12 protein-coding genes are annotated in these 13,407 nt (G+C 59.6%); 1 reads left to right on the forward strand and 11 read right to left on the reverse strand.

The features are described from left to right. Positions 1 to 5 precede the first annotated feature (5 nt). The 11 genes from rplT to thrS all read right to left on the reverse strand — a co-directional run bounded on the left by rplT (position 6) and on the right by thrS (position 9,587). Complete coding sequence (gene rplT / locus VF285_RS14235; protein WP_346953291.1) at positions 6 to 365, reverse strand: 50S ribosomal protein L20; 360 nt, start codon at positions 363 to 365, stop codon at positions 6 to 8. Positions 366 to 378: 13 nt separating this feature from the next. Further along, positions 379 to 576 carry a 50S ribosomal protein L35 gene (gene rpmI / locus VF285_RS14240; protein ID WP_346953292.1) on the reverse strand — a complete coding sequence of 66 codons (198 nt, stop codon included), beginning with the start codon at positions 574 to 576 and terminating at the stop codon, positions 379 to 381. Between the two features lie 158 nt (positions 577 to 734). Then, positions 735 to 1,001, reverse strand: a complete 267-nt coding sequence (locus VF285_RS14245; protein ID WP_346953293.1) for an accessory factor UbiK family protein — start codon at positions 999 to 1,001, stop codon at positions 735 to 737. Between the two features lie 85 nt (positions 1,002 to 1,086). Then, a complete protein-coding gene (locus VF285_RS14250) occupies positions 1,087 to 2,601 on the reverse strand; it encodes a YifB family Mg chelatase-like AAA ATPase (protein ID WP_346953294.1) in 1,515 nt (504 codons plus the stop codon). Between the two features lie 193 nt (positions 2,602 to 2,794). After that, positions 2,795 to 3,199, reverse strand: a complete 405-nt coding sequence (locus VF285_RS14255) for a hypothetical protein (RefSeq protein ID WP_346953295.1) — start codon at positions 3,197 to 3,199, stop codon at positions 2,795 to 2,797. 345 nt (positions 3,200 to 3,544) lie between these two features. Next, positions 3,545 to 5,314 (reverse strand): phosphoenolpyruvate--protein phosphotransferase, encoded by a 1,770-nt coding sequence (ptsP, locus tag VF285_RS14260; protein ID WP_346953296.1) that lies wholly within the window; start codon positions 5,312 to 5,314, stop codon positions 3,545 to 3,547. Between the two features lie 11 nt (positions 5,315 to 5,325). Beyond that, a complete protein-coding gene (locus VF285_RS14265; protein WP_346953297.1) occupies positions 5,326 to 5,595 on the reverse strand; it encodes an HPr family phosphocarrier protein in 270 nt (89 codons plus the stop codon). 25 nt (positions 5,596 to 5,620) lie between these two features. Beyond that, complete coding sequence (locus VF285_RS14270) at positions 5,621 to 6,037, reverse strand: PTS sugar transporter subunit IIA (protein ID WP_346953298.1); 417 nt, start codon at positions 6,035 to 6,037, stop codon at positions 5,621 to 5,623. Further along, on the reverse strand, positions 6,037 to 6,996 hold the full coding sequence (gene gshB / locus VF285_RS14275; protein ID WP_346953299.1) for a glutathione synthase: 960 nt from the start codon (positions 6,994 to 6,996) through the stop codon (positions 6,037 to 6,039). Before gshB ends, VF285_RS14270 begins: the two co-directional genes overlap by 1 nt. A gap of 57 nt (positions 6,997 to 7,053) precedes the next feature. Further along, on the reverse strand, positions 7,054 to 7,614 hold the full coding sequence (gene infC / locus VF285_RS14280) for a translation initiation factor IF-3 (RefSeq protein WP_346953315.1): 561 nt from the start codon (positions 7,612 to 7,614) through the stop codon (positions 7,054 to 7,056). Between the two features lie 17 nt (positions 7,615 to 7,631). Beyond that, entirely contained in the window at positions 7,632 to 9,587 is a 1,956-nt protein-coding gene (gene thrS, locus VF285_RS14285) for a threonine--tRNA ligase (protein ID WP_346953300.1), read from the reverse strand. Between the two features lie 320 nt (positions 9,588 to 9,907). Here thrS and VF285_RS14290 point away from each other — a divergent pair, with 320 nt between their 5' ends. Further along, the gene (locus VF285_RS14290) at positions 9,908 to 13,069 is read left to right on the forward strand and encodes a DUF748 domain-containing protein (RefSeq protein ID WP_346953301.1); all 3,162 of its coding nucleotides are present in this window, start codon (positions 9,908 to 9,910) and stop codon (positions 13,067 to 13,069) included. The last annotated feature ends 338 nt before the right edge of the window (positions 13,070 to 13,407 follow it).

Consider the following 13,407-nt stretch of genomic DNA (forward strand, 5'->3'; position numbering starts at 1 on the left):
ATCGATCAGGCGGCCAATGCGGATTTCGCCTGGGCCACGACGGCGGCAAAACCTGCCTTGTCGTTCACGGCCATGTCGGCGAGCACCTTGCGATCGAGTTCGATCGAGGCCTTGCGCAACCCGGCGATGAAGACGCTATAGGTAACGCCCAGTTCACGGCAACCCGCGTTGATTCGAGCGATCCATAGTGCGCGGAAGGTGCGCTTCTTGTTGCGGCGGTCGCGATAGGCATACTGGCCGGCACGCATGACGGCCTGCTTGGCGATGCGAAATACGTTTCCACGACGGCCGCGGTAACCCTTGGCAGCCTGAATGACTTTTTTATGGCGTGCACGTGCAGTGACGCCGCGTTTGACGCGAGGCATGTGAAATCTCCGATCAGGCGAAAGGCAACATCGCCTTCACTGAGGCAACGTTCGTTTCATGGACAGCAGCCGAACCACGCAGTTGGCGTTTGCTCTTCGTGGTCTTCTTGGTCAGGATATGGCGTTTGAACGCCTGACCGCGCTTGAACGATCCACTGCCGCGCATCTTAAAGCGCTTGGAAGCGCCTTTTTTGCTCTTCATTTTGGGCATGACAACACTCTGTTGACTTGGCAAACCCAGGTGGCCCGAGAATCGGGCACTTCTCAAACCCGGCATTTGCACAATGCTTGCAAGGCCCCGCGCGCAACAAGCAACGTGACCCGCTGCTTTTATCGAAAAACGAAAAAAGCCCTTGATTATAGGATGATTTATTCAGCTTTGTCGACTTTGCTGCCACTTTGAGCTGATTGCTCGAGGGCCTCGATACGAGATTCGAGTGTGCTGACCCGTTTGAGTGAACGCGCCAGGAGCTCGGCCTGCACGTCAAATTCTTCGCGCGTGATGAGATCCATGCGTGCAAAAGTCTGCGTCATGAAGGCTTTCATGGTGCGCTCGATATCGGCAGCCGGAGTCTTGGCCAGCAGCTCGGAGACGTTCTTCTGAAAATCGTCAAACCATTGATTGGGAGGAATCATGATGGCCCCTTGAATGAAATGCGGATGGCTTCATTTTACCTGCTCACCTATCCGCCATGGCCGCCGAGCGGCCCACTGAGTGGGCTCAGGCGCCGACGGCAACTGGCCTGAAGCCCACGGCCGTCCGTACGTGCTCGTCCTGCACGCCTTCGGATTCTTCCAGATCGGCCAGAGTACGCGCCACACGCATGATCCGGTGGACAGCCCGGGCCGACAGCGTCCAACGCCCAATGGCGCTCATCAGGCTCGCCTGCCCCTTGGCATCGAGGGCCGCATACCGCTCCAGGGAAGCGACATCCAGTCGCGCATTGAGGCACCCCTGCCGACCGTGCTGAAGCACCTGTGCCTTTTGCACTCGGCCCTGGATTTCCGCACTGGACTCACCAGCAGGCAAGTCCAGCAGGCGGCGCTCCAGTGTCAGCGTGACATGCAGATCGATCCGATCGAGCAGCGGCCCCGATACGCGATTGCAGTACTGCGCGATGCGCTCGGGGGTGCAGCGGCAGGTATCTCGCGGATGCCCCAGATAACCGCAAGGACAGGGGTTCATGGCTGCCACGAGCTGAAAGCTTGCCGGAAAGCAACAACTTCCGGCCGCACGAGCAATCGTGATATGGCCTGTTTCCAGCGGCTCACGCAGCGCCTCGAGCGCACGGCGGTCGAATTCGGGCAATTCGTCCAAAAAGAGAACGCCCCGATGGGCAAGGCTGATTTCTCCAGGACGCGGGTGGGCACCGCCGCCCACCAGCGCCGAAGTGGACGCCCCATGATGCGGCGCCCGAAACGGGGCGCTCAGCGGCAAGGCATCCAGCGAGCGCACCAACCCTTGAACGGCAGCGACCTCGAGTGCATCGCGCCTGGAAAGCGGTGGCAACAAGCCCGGCAGCCGCTGGGCCAGCATGCTCTTGCCTACCCCCGGAGGACCGCAAAAGAGCAGACTATGCCCCCCCGCTGCAGCCAGCACCAGCGCTTGTCGCGCCATCACCTGACCTCGCACGTCAGACAGGCACAGTGCTTCACCAGCCGGCTTGCTGGCCCAAGCCACAGGTTCGGCGACAGGCAAGGGCTGCCCCGCCCGAAAATGCGCCACGACGGCTGAAAGACTGGTGGCAGACAGGACCTTGAGCCCGGGGACCAAGGCGGCAACGGCTGCGGACTGTGCGCCCATGATGAGTATCGCCTGCGGATCGTCCTGCGCAACAGCCAACGCAATCGCCAAGGCCGAGCCCGTGGGGACAATCGCCCCCGTAAGCGAAAGCTCGCCAGCCAGAACAACGTGTCTGACCTCGGGCGCCACACCGTTGATATCCACGACCTGACCGCTGGCCATGAGCACCGCCAACGCAATGGGCAGATCGAAACGGCCTGAATCTTTGGGTAAATCGGCAGGGGCCAGATTGGCCGTGATGCGACCGTTGGGAAATTCGAAACCGCTGCTCAAAATGGCCGACCGCACGCGATCGCGACTCTCGCGGACTCCCGCCCCGGGCAGCCCCGTCAGAGTAAAGGAAGGCAGCCCACTGCCTACGTGGACCTCGACCTGAACCGCGCACGCCCGCAGGCCAAGCAAGGCACGACTGGAGAGTACGGCAAGCGACATCGCGGCCCCAAGTAAACGAATAGGGCCACCATACGGGGCCCATTCGTCTACTCTAAAACAAGCGCGATGCTTCGGGCGTCGCGCCCGGATGATTCATGCCACCCGGGCAACTCCCCATAGTCGATGCAGTGATGCCACGAAGGCAGATCGGCGTGGAGCGCACCGCCTCGTGACAAGCAATCAATTCAGGCGATTACTTTGAGTTATTGCCAATGGCACCTTGAATGGCGGCGTTCGCCTTGGCAGCGCCTTCAGCCACGGAGGCACGGGCGTCGGTCGCTACTTCGCCCGCTTTCTTGGCAGCTTTATCGGCGTTGTCGGCAATTGCGTCGCCCGCTGCGGCAGCCTTATCCTTGGCAGCAGCCGCAGCATCCTTGACCTTGTCACCCATGGATTGCTGGTCCGCCGGAGCACTCTGCGGTTGCTGCGCAGCGCCATCAGGTGCCGGCGCGGCCGGAGCCGCGGGCGCCGTCGAAGGAGCCGTGGTCGAGGGGGCGCTGGACGATTCCGAAGCGGTCTTGTCTTCGCTCTTCGAGCAGGCAGCCAGCAGGCTCACGGATGCCAGAACGGCGATCATTGCCAGAGTTTTGCGCGTCATATTCATGTTCTTCCCTATTTAAAAGCTCTGCTTATCTGCAATAGGCAAGCTGGCGATCATCTTGAACCCGAGCCATGCACTACCGCCACAGATCATCTTCAGGACCGATCCGTTACAACCGGCTTTGTTACGATTCTAGCCGCCCATTGACCCGGGTAAACCCTGACATGTAAATACTGTTTTCAGGCACACAGGCGCCCACCGAAATGGCAAGTCGCGGGTATCACAGAGGAATTTCACGCGATTGAGCGTCAGGATCCTTCCAGGAAGCTGAACAACTGGACACAAAACGCGGTTCACCGCGCAACGCCCATGTCCCGCTTTCACGTCATCCGCCGCGAACGGCTAGGCAGACAAATTTGCGAGGTCGATGCGCTCAGCGCGATTGAGCGCGGCAGCCACCTTGGTGCGCAGCGCGTTGGTATGTGCGAGACGGATTTCTTTCTTGACGTCCAGCAACTGCTGCGGATGCATGGAAAACCCCGTCAGACCAAGCCCGAGCAACATGCGCGTGACACGTACGTCGCCAGCCATCTCGCCACAGATCGACACGGGTTTGCCGACTCGCTCGCCGACATTGATGGTGTGCGCAATCAAGCGCAACACGGCTGGGTGCATGGGGTCGTACAACGCTGCCACGTCTTTGTCGCCGCGGTCGATGGCCAGCACGTACTGAATGAGGTCGTTGGTGCCTATGGACAGAAAATCGAGTGCCTCGGCGAACGGTTCGATGGCAATCGCCATGGCTGGGATCTCGACCATCGCCCCCAGTTGCACGTCAGTGCTATGCGTAATGCCCTCGCTGCGCAGTTCTTCTGCAGCGCGCGCCAACGCGCGCCGGGCAGCCTGGATTTCCTGCATATGCGAGACCATGGGGAACAGCACACGAACAGGGCCCAACGCCGCCGCACGCAACAACGCCCGCAGCTGCGTGTTGAAAAGGTCCGGCTTGGCCAGGCAATAGCGAATTGCGCGCAAACCCAGCGCCGGGTTGGCGGCCACGGTGGCTTCACCATCCAGCGTCTTGTCGGCACCGACATCGAGCGTGCGAATTGTGACTGGCTTGCCGGCCATGGTGTGCACAACCGAAGCGTATGCCTCGTACTGCTCGTCCTCACCAGGAAGATCGGGGCGCCCCATGAAGAGAAACTCGCTGCGAAAAAGGCCGATGCCTTCGGCTCCGGCAGCCAATGCATCGGCCGCCTCCTCAGGCAACTCGATGTTGGCCTCCATGCGGATGCACACGCCGTCAAGCGTCACGGCGGGAGCAAAACGCAAGGTCTTCAATTCATCGCGCTCTCGGAGAAACGCTGCTTGAATGTCACGGTATTCCTGCAAGACGGCGGGGGATGGATTGACCAGCACCATCCCGTTGAGCCCATCGACGATCAGCTGGTCGCCATCGCGAACTACCGTACGCACCCATCCCATACCCACCACGGCCGGCACATTCATGCTGCGCGCGACGATCGCAGTGTGCGAGGTTGCACCGCCAAGGTCGGTGAGAAAGGCGGAAAACTTCCCTCCGCGCAGACGCATCATGTCAGCCGGAGAGATGTCTCGGGCCACCACGATCAGACTGCCATCGGAATCGACCGTATCGAAATTGGGCAGCCACTGCACGGACCCGGACAGCACCCGCAGCACGCGTTCGATCACTTGGCGGACGTCGGCGCTGCGCTCGCGCAGATAATTGTCTTCTATGGTGGCAAACTGTTCAGCAAGAATCTGCCCCTGACTGGTCAGCGCCCACTCGGCGTTGTACTGACGCTCGGCGATCAACTGACATACCGACTGCACCAACATCGGGTCCTGCAGCAGCAGCGCATGCACCGAGAGCAGCCCGCCCAGCTCGCGCGGAGCATCCTCGGGCAGAGTGTCGGCCATCTGGTGCAAATCCTGCACCGCTGTTTCGACCGCCTCCCGAAAGCGCGCCTGCTCACGCTCGACCTCACCCACCGCCAAGCGATGGTGCGCCACCTCGAGGGCTGCGGCACTCATCACCACGGCACGCCCGATGGCGTAGCCGCGAACAACCCCCTGGCCATAAAGACACAGGCTGGATGACAAAGCTTCTGGTGTCGGAGCGATCAAAGACTCGGTTGCCGCTTCCATCCGCGCCTCACCTACTCGGATTCTCCAAACTTTTGATCAAACAAAGCGCGAATGTCATTGATTGCCTGTTCCTCATCGGTCCCCCGTGCATCGATACGCACCGTCACCCCCAGGCCGGCTGCCAGCATCATGACCCCCATGATGCTCTTCGCGTTGACACGCTGCGCACCCCGCGAAATAAAGATCTCGCTCTGGAAGCGCCCCGCGAGCTGGGTCAATTTGGCAGCAGCCCGCGCATGCAGGCCCAGCTTGTTGGTCACGACCAGATCGACGATTGGCATGTATTCGGACTCCTGTCTAGGCTCTCTAGCATTCTGGCGGGGGTTCAGCGTTTACGATACCGCGCAGCGCCCCCTCACGCACGCGCTCACTGAGAGAATCAGGGTTTTCCTGCTGATCCGTCAAGGCCTTGAGCACCATGCAGGCGTTGGTCCCTGTCAGAAGGTGCACGATATAGCCTTCTTCCTGGGCCCGGCGTTGCGCTACCGCCGCAATATTGAAAGGCGTCGCGCCATACAAATCGCAGAGCATCAGCGCAGGGGTATCCAGTCCCCCTTCACGCAGCCATGCAAGCACCTCGGCAGACTTTGTCTCAGGCTCGGCATCCGGTTCGATGTCAAATACCTTCAAATCCGGCACGCGACCCAGCACATGAGCGGCGCACGCATCGAAAGCCGCCCCCAAGGGCGTGTGCATGATCAGTGCAATCCGCGTCGTGCCCATCACCCAGCCCCCACTGCCCGCTCCAGCGCCTGAACATAGTGCGCTGCCACGTCAAACCCCGTCTGTTCAGCAATTTCTACAAAACAGGTCGGGCTCGTGACGTTGATTTCAGTGATGAATCGACCAATGACGTCCAGCCCGATCAGCAGCAGGCCTCGTGACACCAACGCGCGGCCTACGAACTCGGCCATCTCTCGGTCATGCGACGTGAGTGGTTGGGCCACCCCGTGGCCACCTGCCGCCAGATTGGCCCGCGTCTCGCCCTTGAGGGGCATTCGGGCCAGCGCAAACGGGATAGGCTCACCGCCGATGATGAGAATGCGTTTATCGCCCTGGGTAATCTCGGGGATGTAGCGCTGCACCATCACGCTACGCGTGCCCTGCTCGGTCAAGGTCTCGAGGATGGCACCCAGATTGGGCTCTTGTGGCAGCAGGCGGAACACACCCGCCCCGCCCATGCCGTCGAGCGGTTTCACGATCACGTCGTGATACTCGTCGTGAAACGCCCGCAGACGATCCATGTGACGGCTGACGAGCGTAGGCACTGTATATTGCGGAAATTCGGTGATGGCCAGCTTTTCAGGATGGTTTCGAATTCCGGCACCGCTGTTGAAAATCCGCGCGCCCTGCGCCGCCGCATAATCGAACAAGTGCGTCGCGTAGACGTATTCCATATCGAATGGAGGATCCTTGCGCATCAGCACGCCATCGAAATCTGTCAATGAGCGGTCTTGGGCCGATTCTTGTACCCACCAGTCGTGACCGTGCCAATCTGCGTCGGCACGCAACTGCATGGCGGTTGCCGACACACGAACCTGACCCTCGCGGATATAGAGATCTCCCATGAGGGAGAAACTAAAGGTGTGCCCGCGCGCCGCGAGACTGCGCATCATGGCAACCGATGAGTCCTTATAGGCCTTGAGCGCCGGCAAAGGATCAACGACGAACAAAAAATGCATGATTGCCCCAAATGTACAGCGGCCGGCACACCCGCGTCGGCACACCCCAAGCTTCGATCAGGCGGCCTCGCCTTGCTTGCCGACTTTCTTGCGTGGCGCCAGCACCATGACCATTTGACGGCCTTCGAGCTTCGGCATGGCCTCGACCTGAACCGTGTCGCCAAGATCGTCGCGCACCCGTTCAAGGACTTTCATCCCGAGGTCTTGGTGAGCCATTTCGCGGCCACGGAACCTCAGTGTGACTTTGGCCTTGTCGCCTTCTTCAATGAACCGACGCAGATTACGCAACTTGACCTGATAATCGCCTTCGTCCGTGCCAGGCCGAAATTTGACTTCCTTGACCTGAATGACTTTCTGGCGCGACCGGGCTTCTTGCTGGCGCTTCTGCTCCTGGTACTTGAACTTGCCGTAATCCATCAAGCGGCAAACGGGCGGACTGGCAGTCGGTGCAATTTCGACCAGGTCGACGTCGTGTTCTTCAGCCAATGCCAAGGCGTCAGCCGTACGATAGATGCCCAGTTGCTCACCATCCACGCCTATCAGGCGAACTTCGTGGATACGGATTTCACCGTTTACACGGTTCTTCTTTTCGGTTGCGATGTCTGAAACTCCTAGAATTTAGAAAAGTGGAAACCTCAGGCCGCAGCCTGAGCGCTTCCGGTTTGACTCAGCCCCTTGGACTGAATATCTTGCTGCAAATGCTGCACGAACTGCGCGAGCGGCATGACACCAAGATCCTGCTTGCCGCGGCCTCGAACCGCCACGGCCCCCGCTTCGCGTTCTTTGTCACCTACAACGAGAATATAGGGGATCTTTTGCAAACTGTGTTCGCGCACCTTCTTGTTGATCTTTTCGCCCCGCACGTCAGAGAACACCCGATATCCCTGTTGGACCAGTGACTGGGCGACTTGTTCCGCGTACGCGGCGGAGCTGTCGGAAATGCAGCAAACGACTGCGTGATGCGGGACCAGCCAAGCGGGCAGCGCACCTGCATGGTTTTCGATCAGGATACCAATGAAGCGCTCGAGCGACCCCAGGATTGCGCGGTGCAGCATGACAGGCGGGCGCCGCTGATCCTGGGCATCCACGTATTCGGCACCCAGACGCTGCGGCATGGAAAAATCGACCTGAATGGTTCCGCACTGCCAATGGCGCCCAATGGCGTCTTTGAGCGTGTATTCGATCTTGGGACCATAGAAAGCGCCCTCGCCCACAGAGATTTCGTAGGCGCAATGCGACATATCGAGGCTTTGCTGCAAGGCGTGCTCGGCCTTGTCCCAGACCTCGTCGGCACCAATGCGTTTTTCAGGGCGAGTCGACACCTTGTACAGAATTTCGGTAAAACCAAAATCGGCATAGACCTTTTGCAGCAGCTTGGTAAAAGCCGCACACTCGTCGAGCAGTTGGTCTTCAGTACAGAAAATATGACCATCGTCTTGCGTAAATCCGCGCACGCGCATCAGCCCGTGCAGAGAGCCTGATGACTCGTTGCGGTGGCACTGACCAAACTCACCGTAGCGCAGCGGCAGCTCACGATATGAATGCAGCCCTGCCTTGAAAATTTGTACATGGCCAGGGCAATTCATGGGCTTGAGGCCATAAACACGGTTCTCCGACTCGGTCGTGAACATGTTTTCTTTGTAGTTGTCCCAGTGGCCGGTTTTCTTCCACAGGGATAGGTCCAGAATCTGCGGCGCCTTGACTTCCTGGTAACCGTTTTCCTGGTACACCTGACGCATGTACTGTTCAACCTGCTGCCAGATGGTCCAACCCTTGGGGTGCCAGAAGATCAGCCCAGGCGCTTCGTCCTGAAAATGGAACAAGTCGAGCTCACGGCCAATGCGCCGGTGATCTCGTAGCTCCGCCTGCTCAAGCATGTTCAGGTAGGCGTCCTGGTCTTCTTTGCGGGCCCAGGCTGTGCCATAGATGCGTTGCAACATCTCGTTGTTGCTGTCGCCGCGCCAATAGGCCCCGGCCACCTTCATCAATTTGAAGACGCGCAGATGACCGGTGGAGGGTACGTGAGGCCCACGGCAGAGGTCCACGAACTGGCCCTCGCGATACAGGCTGATGGTCTGATCCGCCGGGATCGAGGCAATGATTTCCGCCTTGTAGGCTTCGCCGATGCCACGAAAGAATTTGACGGCGTCATCTCGAGCCCAGACCTCGCGCACCACGGGCTCATCCAGGCGCGCAAGCTCGGCCATTTTCTTTTCGATGGCGTCAAGGTCTTCAGGCGTGAAGGGCCGATGAAACGAGAAATCGTAATAGAAGCCGTTTTCGATGACGGGCCCGATGGTGACCTGTGCCTCTGGAAACAGGGACTTCACGGCATAGGCCAACAGATGCGCCGTGGAATGGCGGATGAGGTCCAGACCTTCAGGATCTTTTTCGGTAATGATGCTCAGGCTGGCATCGTGGTCGATGACATGGCTGGTGTCGACCAGATGAGGCGCCTCTCCGGCCGACGCGACGCGCCCGCCCAGCGCTGCACGCCCCAGGCTCTTTCCGATGGAATAGGCAACGTCATGCACGGAAACCGGCTGATCGAATTGCCGCTGCGAGCCATCAGGAAGGGTGATGCAAACCATTTAATCTTGCCCCAAAAATGCGAAACGCGGCCTGCGCCGCGTAGAAAGTCAACTGAAATTACCATGCACAAGGAATGCTTACCAGTGTAGCAACCCGGTTTGCAACAAGCAATTTTCATGCGCCTTTTGGCAGCAAAAAAGTGGCGCGACGGCGAATGCCCGCAACATCGGAGACTTCTGGAGAATCGCAAAGATAAGGCGGTCGAATGGACGCACGAGAACTCGACGGCGATAATGGATCAAAAACCGCAGGGGTGGCGCGGCTCTTCAAGCCCCCACCGCACACGAAGCCCACAGCAACACCAGCAGGAAGCCACGCGATGCCGTTACGAACGCCTGTTCTCAAGCTCAGCCGCCGAGCAGGCAAGATTCTATCGGGTATCGTAGTCGGCCTGCTTCTCGTGGCTGCGCTCTCTGCGTGGCTGGTGCCCAAGGCCTTGCACCATGCCCTGACGCAGAATGTTGCCCAATTGCTGGGGCGCGAGGTCAAAGTGGGCCAGATCCGCTTCAATCCATTCACCCTTGCACTCAGCGCACAAGACCTCGTCATCGAAAAACCGCAGTCCCCCCCATTGCTCCAGATCAGCAAGATCGACCTGCGGATAGCCTGGCGTTCCATCATTCTGTTTGCGCCCATCCTGGATCGTCTGCAGATCGAACAGCCTCAGCTCTCGCTGGTGCGCACGGGTGCCGCCCACTTCAATTTTTCTGACATCATCGACCACATCGAGGCCGAATCGGCGCAAAAGCCAGCCGCCTCCAAGCCTGCGACACAAGGACTGCCCCGCTTCTCTCTGAACAATCTGTCGCTGACAGGAGGCACGATCCGCCTGGACGACAAGGTAACCGGCCGTCAGCAAACAATCGACGACCTCGTCGTGAGCCTGCCTTTCATCTCATCGCTGAGCTACGCCACCCAGATCGCCGTGCAGCCCGCGATCCACATGCACGTCAACGGTAGCCCATTGACTGTCGCCGGAACCGCCCTGCCCTTCGACGCAGCCCCTGCGTACACCCTGAACGTGGCCCTGAACGGTCTGGCCCTCGACAAATGGGCGGATTTCTGGCCCCTGTCCCTGCCAGTCACGCTCAAGAGCGCCCTGCTCGATTCACAGCTCAAGGTGTCCGTTGAGCAACCCCAAAACGAGGCTCCACGAGTCCAGGTGCAAGGCGACCTGGGGGTGCGCGAACTGGACCTGACTGAAGCAACCGGGACGCCGCTCGTCCATTGGGACAGACTCGAACTCCAAGGCGTGAAGGCGGCCCTTGATGCGCAATCGCTCTCCATCGACACCATCACCCTGGACGATCCTCAGGTAGAGATCCATCAGGACGCCAGGCAACTGAACTGGCAACGCGTGGTCGCAGGGCTTTCCAAACTAGGCGGCCCTGCTCCCGCAACCGACCAATCTCTCAAAACCACGACAGCCGAGACCCTCCCCGCGCCGACTCCCACTCCACCCAGCTGGAAGCTCTCCGTCGGTGCCTTCAAACTGAACGGCGGCAAGGTGCACCTGCAAGATGACCCCATCGCCCTGAACTACTCGCTGCAAGGCCTTGCAGCCGACGCCCAGCACATCAACTGGCCACAGGTCAAAGACCAGCCCATAGCCGCGCAACTCAGCATGAGCAACCCGACCGACGGCAGCTCCCTGATGATCAAAGCTCCCGTCATGCTGCAACCTCTGTCGATCCAGGCCCAGATCGAGCTCAACAAGCTGGCGCTTGCTCCCCTGGCCAAGGCCTTGCATCACTTTGCCCCCATCACTGTGAAGGAAGGCCGCCTGAGCCTCGCCGCCAAAGTGGACATGGCGGGCAAGCAATTTGAGGCCCGTGACGTCAAACTGGCGCTGGCGCAATTTGCCATGCGCGACGATTCCACCAAACCCGGCGTAGACGTCTCTGTAGGTTCGCTGGCACTGGACGCAAACCGGCTGGGGCTGGACGCGAAACCCACCAGTTTCACCCTAAGGGCAGACGGTATCCAAAAACACGGAACCCTTGCACTCAAGGGCACCTTCACAACGCAGCCGCTGAAAATCGAAACCTCGGTTGATCTGACAAAGTTCAACGCAGCCACACTCGCCCCGTACGTGGCCTCCCGCCTGAATGCCACGGTGCGCAGTCTGTCCCTGGGTGCGCGTGGCCGCGCGGAGTTTGCACCCGCGTGGGGCACAAAACCCCTGCGCGCAGACTGGCGAGGTGCAATCGAGGTCAACGGCTTCAACCTGGAGGATCGCGTCAACAAAGCGCCATTCCTGAACTGGAAACACCTGGGCCTGTCCAACATGAGGATTACGGCCGACGGCTCGAGGCTGCAGCTGGGCCTGGGCGACATCCTGCTGGATGGCTTCTACGGCAATATTCTGCTCAACAGCAATGCCCACCTGAACGTCACGGACATCCTGGTCGACAAGGGCCGTGCTGCAGGCTCCATCACACAAGATACGCAGACGCGGCGCGCCCATACGGCCTCACGTGAAAGGCTACGACATCACGGCAGCGCAGAACCTGATATTTCCATCCACAGCGTCAATCTCCGCAATGGCCGCATGACATTCAACGACCATTTCGTCCGCCCGAACTACCGCGCAGAACTCTCGGCCATCAATGGGACCCTCAGTGCTGTGTCCTCGACCCGACCCACACCCGCCACGGTCAGCGTGGCGGGCCGTGTCTACAATACCGCGCCCTTCTCGGTCTCCGGCACGGTGCAGCCATTCACACGCTACCTTGCACTGGACCTGAAGGCCTCGGCCAAAAACGTGGATTTACCCCGATTCACTACGTATTCATCCAAGTACGTGGGCTATGCCATCGAACGCGGCAAGCTGTCAGTCGACCTGCAATACCAGATCAAGGACCGACAGCTTCAGGCTACCAACAAGGTGGTGCTCAATCAGCTGACCTTCGGCGACCCATCTGGCAGCCCCGACGCGATCAAGCTTCCGGTACTGCTGGCCGTCTCACTGCTGAAAGACTCCAGCGGCAACATCGATATGGACGTGCCTATCTCTGGTTCGCTGGATGATCCGCAATTTTCGGTGGGTGGCATCATCGTGAAGGTCATTGTGAACACCTTGGCCAAGGCGATCACGGCTCCGTTCAAGCTGCTGGCCTCGGCATTCGGGGGCGCAGGCGGTGCCGACCTGTCACGCATCGAATTTGCACCAGACAGCGCAGCACTCGATGACGCCGCCAGGAGCAGCATTGCCACACTGATCAAGGCACTGAACGACCGCCCGGCGCTGAAGATGGACATCATCGGCCGCGCGGACCCCAAAGCCGACGAAAAGGCCAGCAAGAAAGGCAAACAGGCGCTGATCCGGCTCGCCCAGGCCCGTGCACAATCAGTGTACGAACAAATTCTGGCCACCGCGCAAAACCTGACTGACCGGGTTTTCATTGTTGCGCCCAAGGTGGACGCCCCCAGCGGAGAAGATACCAGCCCCACGACCCGCGTCGATTTTGCGCTGCAGTAACACCACGCAGCGCCGCAAACAAAAAGACCGCAGAACCTGGGGTTTTGCGGTCTTTCAGGGGGCACGCGCATCCGCCGTGCCAGGTACTCTGGTAGGCAGTACTGGATTCGAACTGAGGGCATCAAGAACCGCATGGATATTGGCTCTCATTTCCAGATTCTGCAAAAACCGACCTCTGTGTACAAACGCTGTGTACAAAAACAGCTTTTTGTCGCTTACCGACCACGATCCACCGATCCGCCAACCGTCGGACCTGGGCGTGCAAAACGGCTTACTTCGCGCAGTTGGAACGTGGCCTGGATCTGTAGCATGGGTGCGTGATCCTTCTGTCTTGGAGT

The sequence above is a fragment of the Castellaniella sp. genome (genome assembly GCF_036379515.1).
GTDB lineage: Bacteria > Pseudomonadota > Gammaproteobacteria > Burkholderiales > Burkholderiaceae_B > Castellaniella.

Bases quoted from the DNA above. Each gene is read 5' to 3' on its own strand.
- rplT (WP_346953291.1), bottom strand. From the start codon at position 365: ATGCCTCGCGTCAAACGCGGCGTCACTGCACGTGCACGCCATAAAAAA.
- rpmI (WP_346953292.1), bottom strand. From the start codon at position 576: ATGCCCAAAATGAAGAGCAAAAAAGGCGCTTCCAAGCGCTTTAAGATG.
- VF285_RS14245 (WP_346953293.1), bottom strand. From the start codon at position 1,001: ATGATTCCTCCCAATCAATGGTTTGACGATTTTCAGAAGAACGTCTCC.
- VF285_RS14250 (WP_346953294.1), bottom strand. From the start codon at position 2,601: ATGTCGCTTGCCGTACTCTCCAGTCGTGCCTTGCTTGGCCTGCGGGCG.
- VF285_RS14255 (WP_346953295.1), bottom strand. From the start codon at position 3,199: ATGACGCGCAAAACTCTGGCAATGATCGCCGTTCTGGCATCCGTGAGC.
- ptsP (WP_346953296.1), bottom strand. From the start codon at position 5,314: ATGGAAGCGGCAACCGAGTCTTTGATCGCTCCGACACCAGAAGCTTTG.
- VF285_RS14265 (WP_346953297.1), bottom strand. From the start codon at position 5,595: ATGCCAATCGTCGATCTGGTCGTGACCAACAAGCTGGGCCTGCATGCG.
- VF285_RS14270 (WP_346953298.1), bottom strand. From the start codon at position 6,037: ATGGGCACGACGCGGATTGCACTGATCATGCACACGCCCTTGGGGGCG.
- gshB (WP_346953299.1), bottom strand. From the start codon at position 6,996: ATGCATTTTTTGTTCGTCGTTGATCCTTTGCCGGCGCTCAAGGCCTAT.
- thrS (WP_346953300.1), bottom strand. From the start codon at position 9,587: ATGGTTTGCATCACCCTTCCTGATGGCTCGCAGCGGCAATTCGATCAG.
- VF285_RS14290 (WP_346953301.1), top strand. From the start codon at position 9,908: ATGCCGTTACGAACGCCTGTTCTCAAGCTCAGCCGCCGAGCAGGCAAG.